Annotated in this window: 16 protein-coding genes; 7 read left to right on the top strand and 9 right to left on the bottom strand. The window is 64.3% G+C overall.

Annotated features, from left to right (window positions below):
- Positions 1-17: 17 nt before the first annotated feature.
- Entirely contained in the window at positions 18-164 is a 147-nt protein-coding gene (locus tag GLL_RS03030; protein ID WP_269446199.1) for a DUF1345 domain-containing protein, read from the bottom strand.
- Positions 165-292: 128 nt separating this feature from the next.
- On the opposite strand from GLL_RS03030, the gene GLL_RS03025 reads away from it, so the two are divergent.
- Complete coding sequence (locus GLL_RS03025; protein ID WP_011140586.1) at positions 293-2,800, top strand: hypothetical protein; 2,508 nt, start codon at positions 293-295, stop codon at positions 2,798-2,800.
- 38 nt (positions 2,801-2,838) lie between these two features.
- On the opposite strand, the gene GLL_RS03020 is transcribed toward GLL_RS03025, so the two are convergent.
- Both GLL_RS03020 and GLL_RS03015 read right to left on the bottom strand, forming a co-directional pair.
- Positions 2,839-3,402, bottom strand: a complete 564-nt coding sequence (locus GLL_RS03020; protein WP_011140585.1) for a Uma2 family endonuclease — start codon at positions 3,400-3,402, stop codon at positions 2,839-2,841.
- A gap of 96 nt (positions 3,403-3,498) precedes the next feature.
- Positions 3,499-5,505: a S9 family peptidase gene (locus GLL_RS03015; protein ID WP_011140584.1), complete on the bottom strand. Its 2,007-nt coding sequence runs from the start codon at positions 5,503-5,505 to the stop codon at positions 3,499-3,501.
- Between the two features lie 263 nt (positions 5,506-5,768).
- Between GLL_RS03015 and GLL_RS03010 the strand changes: the two genes are divergently transcribed.
- The 3 genes from GLL_RS03010 to GLL_RS03000 are packed head-to-tail and all read left to right on the top strand — an operon-like array spanning position 5,769 to position 8,550.
- On the top strand, positions 5,769-6,659 hold the full coding sequence (locus GLL_RS03010; RefSeq protein ID WP_011140583.1) for a heme/hemin ABC transporter substrate-binding protein: 891 nt from the start codon (positions 5,769-5,771) through the stop codon (positions 6,657-6,659).
- The gene (locus GLL_RS03005; protein ID WP_011140582.1) at positions 6,656-7,723 is read left to right on the top strand and encodes a FecCD family ABC transporter permease; all 1,068 of its coding nucleotides are present in this window, start codon (positions 6,656-6,658) and stop codon (positions 7,721-7,723) included. The genes GLL_RS03010 and GLL_RS03005 overlap by 4 nt, the downstream gene beginning before the upstream one ends.
- Entirely contained in the window at positions 7,723-8,550 is an 828-nt protein-coding gene (locus GLL_RS03000) for a heme ABC transporter ATP-binding protein (RefSeq protein WP_011140581.1), read from the top strand. Before GLL_RS03005 ends, GLL_RS03000 begins: the two co-directional genes overlap by 1 nt.
- Here GLL_RS03000 and GLL_RS02995 read toward each other — a convergent pair.
- From GLL_RS02995 to kdpF, 6 genes are read right to left on the bottom strand one after another with little or no spacing between them, the layout of a single operon-like run.
- A complete protein-coding gene (locus GLL_RS02995) occupies positions 8,509-9,072 on the bottom strand; it encodes a Uma2 family endonuclease (RefSeq protein WP_011140580.1) in 564 nt (187 codons plus the stop codon). The two genes, GLL_RS03000 and GLL_RS02995, sit on opposite strands and share 42 nt — an antisense overlap.
- Positions 9,073-9,110: 38 nt before the next feature.
- Entirely contained in the window at positions 9,111-9,437 is a 327-nt protein-coding gene (locus GLL_RS02990) for a hypothetical protein (protein WP_011140579.1), read from the bottom strand.
- Positions 9,434-10,000: a K(+)-transporting ATPase subunit C gene (gene kdpC / locus GLL_RS02985; protein ID WP_011140578.1), complete on the bottom strand. Its 567-nt coding sequence runs from the start codon at positions 9,998-10,000 to the stop codon at positions 9,434-9,436. Before kdpC ends, GLL_RS02990 begins: the two co-directional genes overlap by 4 nt.
- 14 nt (positions 10,001-10,014) lie before the next feature.
- A complete protein-coding gene (gene kdpB, locus GLL_RS02980) occupies positions 10,015-12,099 on the bottom strand; it encodes a potassium-transporting ATPase subunit KdpB (protein WP_011140577.1) in 2,085 nt (694 codons plus the stop codon).
- Between the two features lie 12 nt (positions 12,100-12,111).
- On the bottom strand, positions 12,112-13,839 hold the full coding sequence (kdpA, locus tag GLL_RS02975) for a potassium-transporting ATPase subunit KdpA (RefSeq protein WP_011140576.1): 1,728 nt from the start codon (positions 13,837-13,839) through the stop codon (positions 12,112-12,114).
- An 11-nt stretch (positions 13,840-13,850) separates the two neighbouring features.
- On the bottom strand, positions 13,851-13,940 hold the full coding sequence (gene kdpF / locus GLL_RS23600) for a K(+)-transporting ATPase subunit F (protein ID WP_164928545.1): 90 nt from the start codon (positions 13,938-13,940) through the stop codon (positions 13,851-13,853).
- Positions 13,941-14,278: 338 nt separating this feature from the next.
- Between kdpF and GLL_RS02965 the strand changes: the two genes are divergently transcribed.
- The 3 genes from GLL_RS02965 to GLL_RS02955 are packed head-to-tail and all read left to right on the top strand — an operon-like array spanning position 14,279 to position 18,300.
- On the top strand, positions 14,279-15,367 hold the full coding sequence (locus GLL_RS02965) for a sensor histidine kinase (protein WP_164928544.1): 1,089 nt from the start codon (positions 14,279-14,281) through the stop codon (positions 15,365-15,367).
- A gap of 14 nt (positions 15,368-15,381) precedes the next feature.
- Positions 15,382-16,017 (top strand): response regulator, encoded by a 636-nt coding sequence (locus GLL_RS02960; RefSeq protein WP_231848356.1) that lies wholly within the window; start codon positions 15,382-15,384, stop codon positions 16,015-16,017.
- Positions 16,018-16,035: 18 nt separating this feature from the next.
- Positions 16,036-18,300 carry a universal stress protein gene (locus tag GLL_RS02955; RefSeq protein ID WP_011140573.1) on the top strand — a complete coding sequence of 755 codons (2,265 nt, stop codon included), beginning with the start codon at positions 16,036-16,038 and terminating at the stop codon, positions 18,298-18,300.
- The last annotated feature ends 13 nt before the right edge of the window (positions 18,301-18,313 follow it).

Genomic DNA, 18,313 nt, shown 5'->3' with positions numbered 1-18,313 from the left:
CCCAGTTCCCATCGGCCTCAAACCAGACCGGCAACCAGGTTGATGCTGAAGACCAGGATCACCGTGCCGAAGATAAATGCAAGAACCGACTGGACCAGCACCAGGCGCCGCCATCTTCCGGAGGTGACCTGCACGTCACAGACCTGGAGGGTCACGCCGATCACTAACGAAAAAAGACAGCGCCCCGGCTTCCCACCCACTCCTATCGCCTGGGGCGCCTGAGTTTAACCTGCCGTGGATAGGATGGTTCTCGTCGATCAGTGCAATTATTGGCCGGGACGGCAGAAAGATTATGGCCAGCGATATCGAGCCGGACGCCCCTCGTCGCTATCGAGCGAGAAGCGAAAAATGGGTCCGCAGCGCCTGGATTTGGTTGTGGCGCGCCTTGGGTGCCCTGGCTGTCGTCGGGTTGATTGCAGGGGGCGTCCTGCTGGTGCTGCCTTTTTTTGTCGAGGACAAAAGCTTCGACGCGCTGGTGCAAAAGGAACTGTCCACCTGGACGCGGCGGGAGGCGATCCTCAGCCGGGTGCGGCTGCGCACCCTTGGCGGCTTCGGCGTCGTGGTGGACAATTTGCAACTGTTGGGCAGCGACGGCAATGTCGATCTCAAGGCCCGCCAGGCGTTTATCGAACTGGACTTTTTCGCGCTGATTCTGCAGGATCTCAAAGTTCGGCTTGTCGAACTCGACGAAGCGCGCATCGACCTCAAACGCAATCGGGACGGCCGCTGGAACTGGGCGGATCTGCAGCCGCCAGACAGGCCAAGCGGCACCTTGAAGGCGGATCTGACCCGCACGGGACTGCGGCTTATCGGGGCGAGTGTGGCGATAACCGACGCCCAACCGCGACCGGCCCAGCAATTTTTGATTGCGCCCTTGAGCCTCAAGCTCGACGACCTCGACGAGCGGACCTTGCTGGTGAGCGTGCAGGGGGCGGCAGCCGACTACCGGAGTAAGCGCATCGCGGATCTGAGCGCCGACGGCCGGCTGCTGCGGCCCGTCGATGGCGATTGGTTTTCTTCGCAAGGAGAATTAAAAATACTTTGTCGCAAGTTCCGTCCGCGTCTGTTGCGCGACTACACCCGGCAAATTGCGGGACTTTCGGGGCTGGCGGGCGTCTACGACTTCGACGGCGACTGGCGGCGGGATTCCGACAATCGGGTGTCCCTGAAGGGCAAGCTCTTCTCGCGGTTGCTCCACTGGCGGTGGCCCGAGGTGCTGGGCAAAAAAATCTGGCAGGTGCGCAACCTGGGCTTTGAAGGGGCCGTTTCGCTCACGGGTTCCACCGTGGCCGTTGAGCGGCTGCGGGTCAGCACCGAGGGCATCGACGTGCAGTTGGCGGGCAAAGTCGTCACTCCGGGCAACCCAAAGGGCAAAGCCGCGGTCGACTTAAAGCTCAACAGCGCCTATTTCGATCCATTTTCTATGCGCGACAAGTTGCCTGTGACTTTATTGCCTTACGAAGTGCGCGACTGGCTGCCCGGCAGCAGAGGGTCCGGCAAACTGCGGGCGGAAATACAGCTGAACGGCCCCTTCGATCGCTACCTGACCACCGGCACGATCGAGGCGGCCAACTTTGCCGTTTCCCACCCGAAGTTGCGCAGTGCCGTCGAGCGGCTCGACGGCAAATTGCTGCTGGCAAAGACGGCCATTTCGATGGGGGGCCTGCGGGTGGGAGCACCCGGTCTGGAGGCGACGCTCAGCGGCACGGTCAGCCGGCGGGCGGGCGGGCCGGTCAGGCTCAAGATCGTCTCCGGGCGCACCGAACTGGCGCCCTTTTCGGCCTTGCTCAGCGAACGGCTGGGGCTGGTGCGGGGTCGCGCCGGGCTGGATCTCGAAATCGCCGGTACGCTCAAAGCGCCCGAGTTGCGAGGGTGGGCCGAACTGGCGGGGGTTTCGATCAAGCAGTGGGGTTGGCCGCGGGCGATCGAAGGGCTGCGCGGCCGGTTGCTCTTTGAACCGGCCCGCCTCACCCTGGCCGGGTTGAGCGCCCGGGTGGGCGATTCGACCGTCGGCGTCGACGGGGTGCTCAACAGCTACAGCTTCGGCGATACTTTTTCCCGGTTCACCGCGCGCAGCCGCGATCTCGATTTGCGCGCCGCCGGTCCGATCCTTGCCTCCAACCTGTTGGGCGAAACCTTTGGCCGCAACTTTGCGGCGCGCTTTGGGGATTTGGGAGGCCGCGCCGGCATCGATCTTGAGGTCAGCGGCGGGACGACCAAGGGGCGCATTGCCCTGAAAGGGGCGCGCTTCGTGCTTGCGGAACTGGGTGCGCAGGTGGCTGACATGCGGGGGATGCTGATTTTGAGAAATGGGGATCTTACGACGGAGGATGGAATTGCAGCCCTGGTCAATGGCTCACCGGTCGGCTTTTTTGGCGAGTCCTCGATGCCCCTCAGCCGGGTGGGCGGCCCGAACTGCACCGAGCGCACCGTCGAACTCGAACGCGCTCAGAACCGGGAGCGCCGCCAGTGTCGAGCGTTCGCAGAGCAAAAGACCGAAACTTCCGGCGAAGAGGCGCTTACCCCGCGGCGCAGCGACTGCCCCTGCAGCCGCGGGGGTGGCTTGTCGTCCCGCTGCCGCACGCGCGCCGAAAACAACCTGCGCGACAGTTTGCAACTGGTCTTCACCGGCCGTCTGCCCGACAATATCTGCTCCCGGCGCGTGCCGCTGCGCGAGCGGCGCCCCGTGCCCACCCGGCGCCCGCCCCGCCCGGAGGTGCTTTTGCCCGCCGAGGCTCCCGTCGTCCCGGAACCGATCGACAACCCGGCCCCGGAAAGTCCCGCTTCTGTACCGCCGTAAATTCCCTTGACAAAGTTGTTTTTTCGAAGGTTTACCCTTCAATCGGAAAACAGCTCATGGAGGGGAATACTTCCACCGAGCAAAGGCAGGACATCCGTCTGCGAGTGCACCGAGGTGTCGGCGTAATTGCTTTCGATGGGTTCTGTGTGTCGGTGAACGCGGCGACCGCGCACATCCACCACCCAGTACTCGCCGATGCCGGCACGGGCGTAAGCCCCACGCTTTTCACCCAGATCGTAATCCAGGGTCGAATCGGAAACTTCAATCACCAGCAGGACGCGGTTTGCGCCCGGATGGCCACCGGCATAGAACCGATTTTCGGGGTCCGGCTCGACGACGGTAATGTCCGGGACGGGTTCGCCATTTTCGCCGAGGGTAATCGGCTGCTCGATGAGCAGGCGATCCATGCGCAATCCCAGGGCGAGCAGGGCATTCAGCAACCGGCGCACTGTGGAGGCGTGCAGTGGCCCTTGGGGAGGCATAGCAATGATCCGGCCTTCGAGCAATTCGACGTTTTCTTCCGGAGCGAACACACCGGCTTCGGCCATGCGGTGGTACTCGCCGACTGTAAACGGCCTCGGACCGACAGACACACCGGCCACGGCGGGTACCTCCGCAGAGTGACGGCTCCATTTTATCGAGAGTAAGGCGACCTGCTGCAGACAGGCAAGCGTGCCGGACTGTTGGTCCGGTCCGCTTTAGGGAGCGGCAGAAGAAGCTTTGGGGCCGATCTGCTTGACCACGGCGGTGGCTCCGGCGATTGGGTCGCTGGGCATCGGTTCGGAGCGGCCCCCCAAACAATCGGCCAGGAACTTCTCGGCGCGGGCGTTGAAGTCGATGCGGTTCTCGGGCCGGGCGAAACCGTGGCCCTCGTCGGGGTAGACGACGTAGGTGACCTGGCCGCCGTTTTTCTCGATCGCCTCGACGATCTGCTCCGATTCGGCCTGTTTGACGCGCGGGTCGTTGGCGCCCTGGCCAATCAACAGCGGCTTGCGGATTCGATCGGCTTTAAAGAGCGGCGAGGCGTTTTTGATCAGTTCCGCGTCTTTGGGATCGTCGATGTTGCCGACGCGCAGGTCAAATTCCGATCGAAACGGTTTCCAGTAGGGCGGAATCGAATTGATCAGGGTCTTGATATTGGAAGGACCGACGATATCGACGCCGCAGGCGAAGACTTCCGGGGTAAAAGCCAGACCCGCCAGGGCGGCGTAGCCGCCGTAGGAGCCGCCGTAGATCGCCACTTTTTTGGGGTCGGCGAGCCCCAGGGTACCGGCCGCCCAGTTGACCGCGTCGATCAGATCCTCGTGCATCTTCAGGCCCCACTGGCGGTTGCCGGCGTTGAGGAAGTTCTTGCCGTAGCCGGTGGAGCCGCGGAAGTTGACCTGCAGCACGGCGTAGCCCCGGTTGGCGAACCACTGCGCGTAAGGGTCGTACCCCCAGTCGTCGCGACTCCAGGGACCGCCGTGGACGAACAGCACCATCGGCAGTTTGCGCGCCGGCACGCCGACCGGGGTAGTGAGATAGGCGTTCAGTTTGAGGCCGTCGCGGGCGGTAATGGTCACCGGCTCCATCTTCGCCAGCGGCAATCCTTCGAGTTTGGGCTGCTGCACGAGCAGCAACGCCGCTTTTTGGGTCCTGCGGTTCCAGGTGTAGTAGCGCACCGAGCCCCGATCGGAGGTGTAGGCCACCAGCCACGTGCTGTCGTCGGCGCTGCGGTTGACGACGGTGAAGTCGCCGTCGAAGACTTTTTCGAGGGCGGCGAAATCGGCCTCGACCGACGGGGAAACCACCTTCCATTCGGTGCGGCCGGGGGCAAAGGAGACCGCCTGCACCAGGCGCGTCCTGGGCTGGATGAGCACACTCTCGGCATCGACGCGGGCATCGGCGGCGAGCACCTTGTCGTTTTTCTTGTTGATGCCTTTGAGTACAACGCGGACCGTGTCCGAACCCAGGGAAGAGCGCAAGACGGCAGATTCACCGTCGGCGGTGAAATCGACAAATTCGAGAATTTCTGTCGGCCCGGCTTTGAGCCGGCTTTTCCAGGGGGCTTTGGCACTGTCGCGGATGCGAATCTCGTTGCTGCCGTCCGCGTTCTTGACCTGGGCGGCGCGGACGGCCAGTTTCGCATCGGCGCCCCAGCCCAATACATCGCCGGGATTCTCGGTGTCGAGTTTCAACTCGCCGGTCTTCAGATCAAGGCGGTAGATGTCGAAAAGCTGCGGATTGCGCTTGTTGAGCGAGACGAGCACCCCATCCGGGTAGGCGGGATCAATCGCTGCAATCCCGGCGCGCACCCCCTTAAAAGGCGTAAAGTCGCGCACCTGAGCGGTGGGCAGGTCGACGCCGTAGAGGTGAAAATTCTCGTCGCCGTCGAGATCTTGCTGGTAGATGAGGGTGCGATTGTTGTAAGCCCAGGTGAAAAAGCGGATGCCGCGCTTTTTGTCGGCGGTGACCACTTTGTCGTCGTTCTGGCCGATGGTTTTGACCCACACCTGCAGAACGTTGTTCTTGTCGGGAGCCAACCAGGCGAGGCGCTTGCCGTCGGGGGAGAGTCTGGGACTGGTGCGCTCGGGGTTTCCAAAGAGCACCTCGCGCGGGATGAGCGGCGGCAATTCGGCCATCGCCGGGACAGCAAGCAGAGTGCCGGCGGCGGCAAAACCGCTCACAGCAGCGCACAGAAGGGACAGACCCCGCAAATGTTTCATGGCCCCTGGAACCTCGACGACAAAAGTAATTTTGCCCCAGGGTACCAAAATTCAAGGGGCGATTCCCAGGACCGCGCAAGGCAAGCAAATCGGAACGGTTGCAACGGTTTTCAGCTGTACAGCGGATCGTGCCGATTCTTCCTGGAAGTGCCCGCGCCTAAGCAAGGTGGTAAGGTCGCCCCCTAGTTGACATTGATTCCTGATAGGTTACGCTGCACGATAGCGACCCCTCGAAGCGGGTCGGCGCGGGTGGAGGTTACTCGATGGGGAAAATGCCGGCCTGGAAGGGGTTGAGCTTCGCGTTGCTGGCCCTGCTGGCTGTGGTTTGTGCTGGTCGGGCGGCTGAGAAGCCTTCCGCATCCCGGATCGTGGCCCTGGGTGGATCGATCACCGAGATCGTCTACGCGCTCGATGCCGGTGCACAGCTGGTGGGCGTGGACGCTTCGAGCACCTATCCTGCGGCGGCGGCCCGTTTGCCCCAGGTGGGCTATCAGCGCCAGGTGTCCGCCGAAGGGGTGCTTTCGCTCAAACCCACGCTGATTTTAGCGACTGAAGAAGCAGGCCCGCCCGCTGCCCTCGACCAGCTCAAAGCGGCGGGGGTCAAGCTTGCCGTCGTTCCCAGCAGTGAGCACACCCCGGCGGGTGTAGAGGCAAAGATTCGGGCGGTCGCAAAGGCGGTGGGCCGCACCGAGCGCGGCGAAGCGCTGGTTGCCGGATTGCGCAAAGACCTGGCTGCTGCCCGGGGTGAGGTCGCCCGGCAGCGCGTCCGGCCCAGAGTGCTCTTTTTGTACGCACGAGGGGCGAACACGCTGATGGTGGCCGGACAGGATAACGCTGCCGATGCGATGCTCAACCTGGCGGGGGCCACCAATGCTGTGGACGGCTACGAAGGCTACAAGCCCCTCACCGCCGAGGCGGCGGTGGCGGCGGCTCCCGATGTCGTGCTGGTCCCTGCGGCGGGATTGGCGAGCGTCGGGGGCATCGATGGTCTTGCCCAACTGCCGGGACTGGCGCTCACCCCTGCGCTCAAAAACAAGCGGGTGGTAGCGATGGACGATCTGTACCTATTGGGCTTCGGGCCGCGCCTCGCTCAGGCCGTGCGCGATCTGAGCCGACAGCTGCGATCCCCGGCCCCGGCGGGGGCGAAGGTGTGAGCAAGGCCGGGTTTTTGCCTGCCAAGGGCACCGGCCGGGCACTGCGCGTCGCTGCGCCGCGCCTGGGTCTGGTGGGGCTGCTCGTCGCTCTGGTGCTCTTTGCCGTCGGCAATGGGGCGGTAGCCATCGCCCCCACCCAGGTGGCGGCGATCCTGGCAGGGCAAATCGGTGTGGCACTGCCCTGGGCGTTCGAACCGCAGCAGGAGGCGGTGCTGCTCGCCGTGCGGCTGCCGCGGGTGTTGCTCGGGGCACTGGTGGGGGCGGCACTGGCCACGGCCGGGGCGGCGATGCAGGGCTTGTTTCGCAACCCCCTCGCCGATCCGGGCCTCATTGGCGTCTCGAGCGGTGCGGCGCTCGCGGCGGTGGGGGCGATTGTCCTGGGAACCGGAAGCCTTGCGGGGCCGTTTACCCTGCCGGTCGCCGCCTTCGCGGGGGGACTGGTCACGACGCTGCTGGTCTACCGGCTCGCGAGTGCAGAGGGGCGCACCAGCGTGGCCACGATGCTGCTGGCCGGGATTGCCGTCAACGCACTGGCGGGGGCGGGCACGGGGCTGTTGACCTTCGCGGCCACCGACGCCCAATTGCGCAGTATTACTTTCTGGAGCCTGGGCAGCCTCGGGGGGGCCACCTGGGAGGCACTGGCTGGGGTAGCCCCGCCGCTACTTGCCGCCATCGTGCTGCTGCCGACCCTCGCCCGGCCGCTCAACGCCTTTTTGCTCGGCGAAGCGGAAGCGGTTCACCTCGGAGTTGACATCGAGCGGGTGAAGGCGGCGGCGATCGTGCTTGCGGCCCTCGCGGTCGGCGCGGCGGTCTCTATCTCGGGGATCATCGGCTTTGTCGGTCTGGCCGTGCCGCATCTGCTGAGATTCTGGTCGGGACCGGACCACCGCCATTTGCTGATCGATGCGAGCTTGCTGGGGGCGGCGCTGCTCATCGCCGCGGACTGGTTGTGCCGGACCGTCGTCGCCCCGGCGGAGTTGCCCATCGGCATTCTGACTGCCGCTCTCGGAGCGCCCTTCTTTTTGTGGTTGCTGCTGCGGGAGCGCTCGCAGGGGTGGGGCTGATGCTCAAGGCCGCGGGAATCGGTGTGCGCCTCGCGGGGCGGTGGCTTCTTGAGCAGGTGAACCTGGAAGCTCTCCCCGGCGAGGTGCTCGCCGTCGTCGGTCCCAACGGCGCCGGCAAATCGACGTTGCTCAAGACCCTCGCGGGCGAAATCCGGCCCACCCGGGGCAGCGTCTCCATGGCGGGCAAAGCTCTCGCGGATTGGCCCGCCCGCGAGCGGGCCTGCGTGCGCGCCGTTTTGCCCCAGAATTCCACATTGGCTTTTGCCTTTCGGGTGTTCGAGGTGGTGCTGATGGGCCGCACACCCCACAGCCGCGGCCTCGAAGGGGAGCGCGACCGTCAAATCGCCCGCGAGGCGATGGCGGCGGCCGGGGTGGCTCACCTGGCCGAACGGCTTTACCCGACGCTCTCGGGCGGCGAAAAGCAACGGGTGCAACTGGCCCGCGTCCTGGCCCAGATCTGGGAAGCGCCCCCCGATTCGCCCCGCTACCTGCTGCTCGACGAACCGACCGCGAGCCTCGATCTCACTCACCAACACAGCACTCTGGCCGTGGCGCGCAACTTTGCCCACCGGGGAGCGGCCGTCGTGACCGTCCTCCACGATCTCAACCTGGCGGCCCAATACGCGGATCGCCTTGCGCTTCTAAAAGACGGAAAATTGCTCGTAGTCGGCGTGCCCGACATCGTCCTCACCCCAGAATGGATCGAGACGGGTTTCGGCTTGCAGACGCTGGTCATGCGCCACCCCCGGTTGGGTTGCCCACTGGTGATACCGCTTGGAAGCGCTTCAGTCTTGCAGCCAGGCGAACAGCTCGCCCACGGTAAGTGAAAGTTGCTCGGCAAAATCGGGCATGGGCAGACGCGCCTCGGGCTCCTCGAACGCCTCCGGCAGTTGACCCGGCCTGTAAACAAACACCGTTTGCTCGTCGGGGTCGATGAGCCAGCCCATCTGGGTGCCGTATTTCAGGCAATGCAGTATATTTTTCACCACCCGGGTCTGGCTTTGATCGGGAGAAAGGATCTCGACAGTCCAGTCGGGAGCACTCTGGAACAGGTTGGCAACGGCACCCTGGGTGTCGCGCGAAATGCGATCCCAGACATAAACCGCTACATCCGGTACAACGGACCGGCCGCCGAAGGTGCACCGCAGTTCCGGGAAAGCGCGCGCGATCCGTCTATGCCTGAAGACGGCGTTCACCGCGGCTGGCAGTTCGCCCTGGATGGCGCTGTGCTTGCCTTGAGGCATCGGTTTTTGGAAGATATGCCCGTCGATAAATTCACTGGCAGGTTCGGTTTCCGGCAACTGCAGAAACTCTTCCAATGTCAACGGGCGGGATGGTAGGCGAACCATGGAAACTCCTCCCGGACAGACGTTCCAGGAACTTGCCGCTATTCTAACGAGCATCTGCGGCGCTTCCGCCGCGACCAATCGCCCAGCGCAGCCTCCAGCATCGGCCCGTAGGCCGGCAAAGCAGCAACAGCCACTATCCAGTCTCCCGGTTCAAGCGGCAGCGACGATTCCGCTTCGATCACCTGCTGTTGGCGCAACACACATAACACCCGGCAGGTGGGAGGTAAAGGCAGAGTCTGCCAATCTGCAGCGCAAACAGGATGGAGAACCGAGACGCGCACCAGTGCCGGAGCCGGCTGCCGAAGGTTCAGCTCTCGCCGCAGGCTGTCAAAATCAGCGGTGGCATGCATTTCAAGGGATTTCATCGCCGAATTCCGTCGAGGGCGAGATTGAGGGCCAGCACGTTGACGCGCGGCTCGCCGAAGATGCCGAGGAAGCGGCCCTCCGTGTACTGCGACACGAGCTTTCGAACCTGCTCGGGAGCAAGGTTGCGGGCTCTGGAGACCCGTGCAGTCTGCACGGCCGCCCCGGCCGGGGTAATGTGCGGATCGAGACCGGAACCGGGAGTGGTCACCAGATCGATGGTTGGTTTGGTGCCGTTTTGGGCCTCAAACGCTGCGGCATCGGCCTTGACCCGCTCGATGAGGACTTTGTTGGTGGGAGCGAGTTGGCTCGCACCGCTCGCCTCCGCTTTGTAGTCGATACTGCTGGGCCGACCGTGGAAGTAGCGCTCGGAGGTGAACTTCTGGCCGATGAGCGACGAGCCGATCACCTGGTTCTGGGCGTTGCGCACCAGCGACCCGTTGGCCTGATCGGGAAAGGCCACCTGGGCGAAGCCCGTGAAGATGAGCGGGTAGGCCAGGCCGCAACCGATCCAGAAAATCGCCGTCATGCGCACGGCGGTGCCGATTTCTTGCAATGGGGACATGTGAGAACTCCCTGTTAAGCGAGCCCGACGGCGGTGATGACGACGTCGATGAGCTTGATGCCGATAAAGGGCACCACCAGCCCGCCCAGGCCGTAGATGAGCATATTGCGGGTGAGCAGCTGATCGGCGCTGAGCGGTTGAAACTGGACGCCCCGAAGGGCCAGGGGAATGAGCGCCGGAATGATCAGAGCGTTGAAGACGAGTGCCGAGAGGATGGCCGAGGTCGGGCTGGTGAGGGCCATGACGTTGAGAACGCCGATGCCCGCCGCGCTGAACATCGCCGGGATGATTGCGAAGTACTTGGCGACGTCGTTGGCGATGCTGAAGGTCGTGAGCGCCCCGCGGGTAATCAACAGCTGCTTGCCGATGGTCACCACGTCGATGAGCTTGGTGGGGTCCGAGTCAAGGTCCACCATGTTCGCCGCTTCCTTGGCGGCCTGGGTGCCCGAGTTCATGGCGACGCCCACGTCCGCCTGGGCGAGGGCCGGTGCGTCGTTGGTGCCGTCGCCGGTCATGGCGACGAGTTTGCCCTGCGCCTGATTCTCGCGGATCACCCGGATTTTGTCCTCGGGGGTCGCCTCGGCGATAAAATCGTCCACCCCGGCCTCGGCGGCGATTACCGAGGCGGTGATCCGGTTGTCGCCGGTGAGCATGACGGTCTTGATGCCCATGCGGCGCAGTTGCTCGAAGCGCTCGCGCATGCCGGGCTTGACGATGTCCTTGAGGTAGATGACTCCGTAGACGATGTTGCCCGCGCAGACGGCGAGCGGCGTGCCCCCCAGCCGGGAAATGCGCTCGGTGGCCGCGTCGAGATCTGCGGGAATCTGGCCGCCGTCCGCCTGTACGTAGCGCTTGATGGCATCGACGGCCCCCTTGCGCACGGCGCGGCCGTCGGCAAAATCGGTGCCGCTCATGCGCGTCTGGGCCGTAAATTCGATGCCCGTCGCCCCCTCCGGATCGTAACCGGCCGCCGCTCCCTGGCTCGCGGCCAGCTTCACCACCGACTTGCCCTCCGGGGTGGTGTCGAATACCGAGGCGGCCCAGGCGGCGGTAGCCACTTCCCGAACGCTATAGCCGCCCACCGGGATAAATTCGTCGGCCAGGCGGTTGCCCAGGGTGATGGTACCGGTCTTGTCGAGAATAAGCGTGCCGACATCCCCGGCCGCCTCCACGGCCTTGCCGCTGGTGGCGATCACGTTGAACTGTGCCACCCGGTCCATCCCGGCGATGCCGATGGCCGAGAGCAGACCGCCGATGGTGGTGGGGATCAAGGCGACCAGGAGCGAGACCAAAAGTGCAATGCTCACCGGCGCGCCGACGAAGGCGGCAATCGGAGGCAGTGTGGCCACGACAATCAAAAAGATGAGGGTGAGGACGGCCAGCAATACTGTGAGGGCGATTTCGTTGGGAGTTTTCTGCCGCTTTGCACCTTCGATCAGGGCAATCATCCGGTCGATGAAGCCCTCGCCGGGGTTCGAGCCGATGCGCAGCACCAGCGAATCCGAGAGGATGCGGGTGCCGCCGGTGACGGTGCTCGCCACATCCGAGCCGGGTTCTTTGATCACCGGGGCCGATTCGCCTGTGATCGCCGATTCGTCCACCGAGGCCACCCCTTCGACCACCTCGCCGTCGGCGGGGATCAAGTCGCCCGCCACCACCTGGACGATGTCGCCTTTGCGCAGTTGCGCAGCGTCCACCTCCTCGGTACGGCCGTCCGCCAGCACGCGCCGGGCGCGGGTGGCCTGCTTAGTGCTGCGCAGGGCGGCGGCCTGCGCCCTGCCCCGTCCCTCGGCGACCGCCTCGGCAAAGTTCCCAAAGAGCACCGTCACAAACAAGATGGCGGTGATCAGCCCGTTGAGCACGCGGGTACCCTCCGGCTGCTCGCCGAACAGACTTGGCTCGAAGGTGAGGGCCAGGGTGACCAGCGTGCCCACCAGCACCACGAACATCACCGGGTTCTTGTAGAGGGTGAGCGGGTTGAGCTTGACAAACGACTCGACGACGGCCCGCTGGAAGATGCCCGAATTGTCGATTTTGCGGCGGCGCAGATCCGGCGAGGCGGCGGCGGTATCGCGGACAGGTTTGTTTTTGAGTTGCATCGTGCCATTCCCCTACAGAGTTTTGCCCGCCAGATTGGCAATCCACTCGGCAATCGGTCCCAGGGCAAAGACCGGAAAGAAGGTGAGCGCTCCCAGGATGAGGATCGTTCCGGCGGTGACCGAGCCGAAGAGCACCGTGTCGGTGCGCAAAGTGCCCGGTGTCTCCGGCACCGGCTGCTTGCGCTGCAGTCCCCCGGCCAGGGCCAACAGGGCGACGATGGGCGCGTAGCGGCCCAACAGCAGGACCACCGAGGTGCTCAAGTTCCACCAGGGCGTGGCGTCCCCCAGGCCCTCGAAGCCGGAGCCGTTGTTGGCTGCGGCGCTTGCGTACTCGTAGACCACCTGGGTCAAGCCGTGAAAGCCGGGGTTGGAATTGCCTGCGAGGCCTGGAATGGCCAGGGCAATGGCCGTGGGCACCAGGATGATGACGGGGTGCACCAGAAAGATGATGCTCGCCAGCGCCACTTCCCGCTTTTCGAGCTTGCGGCCGAAAATTTCGGGCGTGCGCCCCACCATCAAACCGGTCAGAAACACCGCGATGATCAAAAACACGAGAATATAGGCGATCCCGGTGCCCTGGCCACCCCAGATCACCTGCAGGCACAGGTTAAAAAGGGTAACCAGCCCCGCAAGCGGTGTGAGCGAATCGTGCATGGCATTCACCGCGCCGGTCATCGTCCCGGTGGTGGCGGTGGCGAACAGCGCCGACTGCGCCCAGCCGAAGCGCACTTCCTGACCTTCGAAGTTGGGATTGGCGCTTCCCAGGAGGGCATTGACGGTTGGGTTGCCCCAGTACTCGCCCAGGGCAGCCACACCCACCAGACCGACAAAAAGTACAAAGATCGTCCCGAACAACACCCACCCCTGCTTTTTATTGTTCGCCAGCACTCCGAAGGTGTAAATCAGCGAAGTGGGCACAGCGAGCAGCAGCAGAATTTCGAGCAGGTTGGTGAAGGGGTTCGGGTTTTCGTAGGGATGGGCGGAGTTGATGCCGTAGGAGCCGCCGCCGTTCTCGCCCAGTTCTTTGATGCTCTCCATCGAGGCGAACGGACCGCTCACGAGCTTCTGAGCCGTCACCTGCTCACGCTTGCCGTCCTGCTCGGTCCGGTAAGGATCGACCAGTTGCGCCTCTGTGGTGCCGCCCAGGCTCTGGGGCACCCCCTGGGACAGCAACACCACCGCGAAGGCGATCGAGATGGGCATCAAGATGCGCGAGACAGAGCGGGTGAGATCGACGTAGAAATTGCCCAGGGGTTTGCCGAGCAGGCCCCGGATAAAGGCAATCCCGACCGCGAGTCCGGTGGCGGCCGAAGTGAACATGAGAAACTGAAAGCAGACCATCTGGGCCAGGTGGCTGGCGCCGGTTTCGCCGGAGTAGTGCTGCTGGTTGGTGTTGGTCAAAAACGAAATGGCGGTGTGCAGGGCCAGATCCCAGGACATGCCCGAGATGCCGTTTGGATTCAATGGTAGGCTGCCCTGCAACAGCAGCACGGCAAACACCGGCACGAACATCGCGGCGTTGCTCGCCAGCACGGCTCGGGCGTAGCTCCACCAATCCATCGTCAGCTCGGGCCGCACTCCTCCCAGCCGGTACACCAGGTTCTCGATCGGACCGAGCACCCGGTCGAGCCAGGTGGATTCGCCCTGGAAGACCCGGGCCATGTAGGTCCCAAAAAACGGAACAATCGCCACCATCAGGACGAGGGTGGCGACAATCTGCAAAACACCTTCGAAGGCCATTGTTTGATCCTTTAGAACCACTCAGGCTTGATCATGACCACTAGCAAATAGACTGCCAGCCCCATCGTGATCAACAGCAAAAGGCCCAGCGGACCGGTCATAACGCGTTCTCCAGTAAGATCAGTTTTCCGGTTCGCGAACTACCCAGTACAAGTAAGTCATCCACAAGGCGATGGCCCCAAAGACTGAGTACGCTTGGTCTGCGATCGATGTTTCCACGGCTGATTTTGACGCTTCGGATGTTTCTATTGAGGCCGCAGGAACCCGGATTTTCAAGGGAATAGGGCACAATCTGGATGGTCGGTATAGCTTCTTGAACCATGGGTATATAACGGTTGATATAGACCGGCCGCGGCGAGCGAATCCAACTGAATCATCGAACCGAGCATTTGTTAAGCTGAAGGCAATACCGGCGATGCCAGCCCGCGACAGGTACCAGATGCTCCGGCGCAGCTTTTCTTTTCGACCGATTGGCGCGTACATCGCCCTGATGTTTGCCGTCATCTTGGTGCTGGAGTTTTCGACGCCGCCGGAGTACATCTTCGGCTATCTTTACGTCGGGCCGATTTTGCTGGCCAACTGGTTTCTCGACCGGCGCAGCACCGTGTTCGTCACCAGCCTGGGGGTTGTGCTGACCCTGGCCAACCTGCTTTTTCCCCGCGACGCGCTGGCCAGCAGCGTCGCGGTGGTCGATCGGTCGATCACGGTGGCGGCCCTGCTCACCGTCGCCTACCTGGGGACTCAGTACCGGCGCATCCAGGAAGAGTCCGCCCGCCAGAAGGCGGCCCTGCAGGCCAGAGAAGAACTCTCCCGGGCACAATCGGATTTTGTGGCTACCCTCACCCACGATTTGAAGACCCCCCTGTTGGGCGCCCAGCAGACGCTGCAATTTTTTGGCCGCGGCCAGTTCGGCGAGGTCAGCCCCCAACAGCTGGGGGTGATCGAAATGCTGCAAAAAAGCAATCACAAGCTGCTCGCCCTGGTGGACACGCTGCTTGCTATCTATCGCAACAGCCTGTCGGGCCTGCCGCTCGCAAAGCAGCCGAGCGATCTCGACGAGTTGTGCGCCGAGCAGATCGTGGTGCTGCAAGATCTGGCCGTAAGCCGGCAGATCGAACTGGTGTACGAAGGCTCCGAAGGAGCACACCTGCCGGTGGACGCTCTGCAACTGGGCCGGGTGGTGGCCAATCTGGTGGGTAACGCCATCAACCACACTCCCCGGGGCGGCCGGGTGACGGTGCGATTGTTGCGGGCGCCGGACGAGTGGCGGCTTTTGGTCGAGGACACCGGCACGGGCATTCCGCCCACGGATATCCGGCGGGTCTTCGAGCGCTTCTACCAAGCCGAAAATACCCGCCACGTCCCTGGGACCGGCCTGGGGCTGTACCTGTCCCGGCAAATCGTCGAAGCCCACGGCGGCCGGATCTGGGCGGCGAACCGGCCGGGGGGCGGTTGTCTGTTTGGGGTGAGCCTGCCCGACTCGGTGCCGCCGGGTGCCGCAGCCCTCGCCCGGAGCGCTGCAAGATGAGCGGGAGGGTGCGTGTGCTACTCGTCGAGGATGACCCGCTTTTTCGGATGGGCCTCGCCATGGTCCTGCGCCACCAGCCGCAGATCGAGCTGGTGGCCGAGGCGGAGGACGGTGAGACCGCCCTTGCGCTGGCGAATCGCCACCGACCGCAATTGGTGCTGCTTGACATCGGCCTGCCGGGTCTGGACGGCCGGCAGACCCTCGTTCGCCTCAAGCAGGAGCACCCCGAAATCCGGGTACTGGTACTCACCTCGCGCGAGGAGGCCGGTTTGGTGCAGGCCATGCTGCAGGCGGGGGCGGACGGTTACTGCCTGAAGGGGATCGGCCCGGATCGGTTGCTCACGGTGATCCGCGAGGTGAGCGCCGGCAACGGCTGGTTCGACGCCAAGGTGCTCGCCCAGGTGCGCAGCGCCTTCGCCGTCGCCCCCTCCGAGCCGCCCGCCAACGCCGCCGCCCTCACCGAGCGCGAGCGGGAGGTACTGGGCTGGATCGCCCGGGGGGCGAGCAACCCCGAGATCGGCCGACAGCTCCATATCTCCAGCGGCACCGTGCGGGTGCACGTCCACGCCATCCTGCGCAAGCTCGGGGCGACCGATCGCACCCAGGCTGCCGTCCTTGCCCTCGAAAAGGGTTTGATCGCTCCTCCTTAACCGTAACTGTGGGTCGCCATGTTCCGCCCGAACGAAGACTGTCCTGATCCCCAGTCGTTGCTGCACGAGCTGATGCAGCTGTCGCGGGGTCGCCTGAAGCTTTACCTGGGCTACACGCCCGGGGTCGGAAAAACCGTGCGCATGCTCCAGGAGGCCCGCCGACTGCGCCGCCGCGGCGTCGATCTGGTGGTCGGCTGGGTGGAGACCCACGGCCGCCCCGACACCGAAGCGTTGCTCGCGGATCTCGAAGTGATGGCGCCGCGCCAGGTCGCCTACCAGGGTGTGATCATCCCGGAACTCGACTTGGAGGCGATTTTGCAGCGGCGGCCGGCCACGGTGCTCATCGATGAGCTGGCCCACACCAATGCCCCCGGCAGCCGCCACCGCAAGCGCTACGAAGATGTGGAGGTGCTGCTCGATGCCGGCGTGAGCGTGATGAGCGCCATGAACATCCAGCACCTCGAAAGCGTCGCCGAGGCCGCCGGACGTCTGATTGGGGCGGTTGTGCACGAGACGGTGCCCGACCGGCTGTTGCGCAGTGCCGAGGAGGTGCAACTGGTCGATGCGAGCCCGGAGGCGGTCCTGGAGCGGCTGCAGCGCGGCGATGCGGCCAGGTACATTCCTCCCGGCAGCCCTTTTTTGCGCCGCAGTACCCTGGTCTACCTGCGTGAACTGGCCCTGCGCGCAGTTGCCGAGGTGGTCGATGCCGACATCCTGTCGGGCAAGAACGGCGTGGCAGGTCCGGCGGGGGTGCGCGAACGGGTACTCGCGGCGGTAAGCACCAATCCGGCTTCCGCCCGGCTCATCCGCCGCGGGGCGCGCATTGCCGAGCGGCTCGACGCCGAATTGTTCGTGGCCTACGTCGAGACGGGTAGGCCGCTCGCTCCCCCCGAAGCGCAGACCTTGCAGGAGCACCGCGCGGCCACCGAGGCGGCGGCGGGCGAATTTGTGCAGCTGCAAAACCGCGATGTGGCCGGGGCTCTCATCGACTTTGCTCTGCAAAAAAATATCACCCAGGTGATCGTCGGCGAGTCGTTGCGCTCCCCCGCTGAAGAACTGGTGCGCGGTTCGGTGATCAACACGCTGCTGCGCACCACCAGCAACATCGACGTGTTGATTGTGGGAGAGGCCGAGTCGTCGATGGTCGGCCCACTGACTCCGGTCGCAGCCCAGCCGCCCTTCGCTGTCGGCTGTTTGCTCGTAGGCGCGGACTCTCGCCGTGCCCACGGTTGCGGACGGCACAAAATTTACCTGGGTGCCGCCCCCGGCGTCGGCAAAACCTTCGCAATGCTTCAAGAAGCCCACCACCTGCACGCCAGCGGCATCGACGTCGTCTGCGGGGTGATCGAGACCCACGGCCGTGCCGAGACGGCGGCCCTCATCGAGAACCTGGAGGTGGTGCCCAAGCGGGCGATTGGCTACCAGGGGCGCACATTTTTGGAGCTGGATGTCGAGGCGGTGCTGCGGCGGCGTCCGGCCGTCGTGCTCGTCGACGAGTTGGCCCACACCAACATCGCGGGTGCCGGCAACACCAAACGTTTCCAGGATGTAGAGGTACTGCTTGGCGCGGGCATCGATGTGGTCTCCACCCTCAACATCCAGCACCTCGAAAGCCTCAATACCCTCGTCGAGCGCACCACCGGCGTCAAAGTCCGCGAGACCCTGCCGGATCTGGTCGTCGAGGCGGCCGACGAAGTCGTGCTGGTGGATCTGCCCACGGGCGAACTCACCCAGCGGCTGCGCGAGGGCAAAATCTACGCCCAGGCCAAAGTCGAGCAGGCGCTGGCCAATTTCTTCCGCCCCGAAAATCTGTCGGCTCTACGCGAACTGGCCTTGCGGGAAGTGGCCGACGACTGCACCACGCGCAAACTCGAAGAGGCCGCGCATGGACCGGGCGGCCGTGTGCTTGTCTGCATCAATCTGCGCCCGAATGCCGAGCAACTCATCCGCCGGGGGGCGCGCATCGCCAGCCGGTTGAGCGCACCGCTGGTGGTCGCCCACATCGGCGCGCACGACGACGGGCCGACCGCCCGGGCCGTCGAGCGCCTGGGCGAACTGACGCGCCAGTTGGGCGGTGAATTTATCGAGCGTCCCGCCGCCGCCAATCAGGTTCCCGAGCAAATCGACGCGCTTGCTCACGAGCAGGGGGTGACGCTGCTGGTGATGGGTGAATCGCGCCGCTCGCGCTGGGAAAAACTGCTCCACGGCTGCGTCATTGAACAGGTGGTACGCCGGGTGCGCAACCTGGATGTGCTGATCGTGGGCGATCTTGAACACGAGTAGCAGCCGCGCACAA

This window comes from Gloeobacter violaceus PCC 7421 (assembly GCF_000011385.1).
GTDB lineage: Bacteria > Cyanobacteriota > Cyanobacteriia > Gloeobacterales > Gloeobacteraceae > Gloeobacter > Gloeobacter violaceus.
The sequence above is the reverse complement of the archived record's forward strand: the minus strand, read 5'-3'. Positions and strand labels throughout refer to the sequence as shown.

Excerpts from the sequence above, each read along its gene's own strand:
- GLL_RS03025 (WP_011140586.1), top strand. The coding sequence starts at position 293 with ATGGCCAGCGATATCGAGCCGGACGCCCCTCGTCGCTATCGAGCGAGA.
- GLL_RS03015 (WP_011140584.1), bottom strand. The coding sequence starts at position 5,505 with ATGAAACATTTGCGGGGTCTGTCCCTTCTGTGCGCTGCTGTGAGCGGT.
- GLL_RS03010 (WP_011140583.1), top strand. The coding sequence starts at position 5,769 with ATGGGGAAAATGCCGGCCTGGAAGGGGTTGAGCTTCGCGTTGCTGGCC.
- GLL_RS03000 (WP_011140581.1), top strand. The coding sequence starts at position 7,723 with ATGCTCAAGGCCGCGGGAATCGGTGTGCGCCTCGCGGGGCGGTGGCTT.
- GLL_RS02995 (WP_011140580.1), bottom strand. The coding sequence starts at position 9,072 with ATGGTTCGCCTACCATCCCGCCCGTTGACATTGGAAGAGTTTCTGCAG.
- GLL_RS02990 (WP_011140579.1), bottom strand. The coding sequence starts at position 9,437 with ATGAAATCCCTTGAAATGCATGCCACCGCTGATTTTGACAGCCTGCGG.
- kdpC (WP_011140578.1), bottom strand. The coding sequence starts at position 10,000 with ATGTCCCCATTGCAAGAAATCGGCACCGCCGTGCGCATGACGGCGATT.
- kdpB (WP_011140577.1), bottom strand. The coding sequence starts at position 12,099 with ATGCAACTCAAAAACAAACCTGTCCGCGATACCGCCGCCGCCTCGCCG.
- kdpA (WP_011140576.1), bottom strand. The coding sequence starts at position 13,839 with ATGGCCTTCGAAGGTGTTTTGCAGATTGTCGCCACCCTCGTCCTGATG.
- kdpF (WP_164928545.1), bottom strand. The coding sequence starts at position 13,940 with ATGACCGGTCCGCTGGGCCTTTTGCTGTTGATCACGATGGGGCTGGCA.
- GLL_RS02965 (WP_164928544.1), top strand. The coding sequence starts at position 14,279 with ATGCTCCGGCGCAGCTTTTCTTTTCGACCGATTGGCGCGTACATCGCC.
- GLL_RS02955 (WP_011140573.1), top strand. The coding sequence starts at position 16,036 with ATGTTCCGCCCGAACGAAGACTGTCCTGATCCCCAGTCGTTGCTGCAC.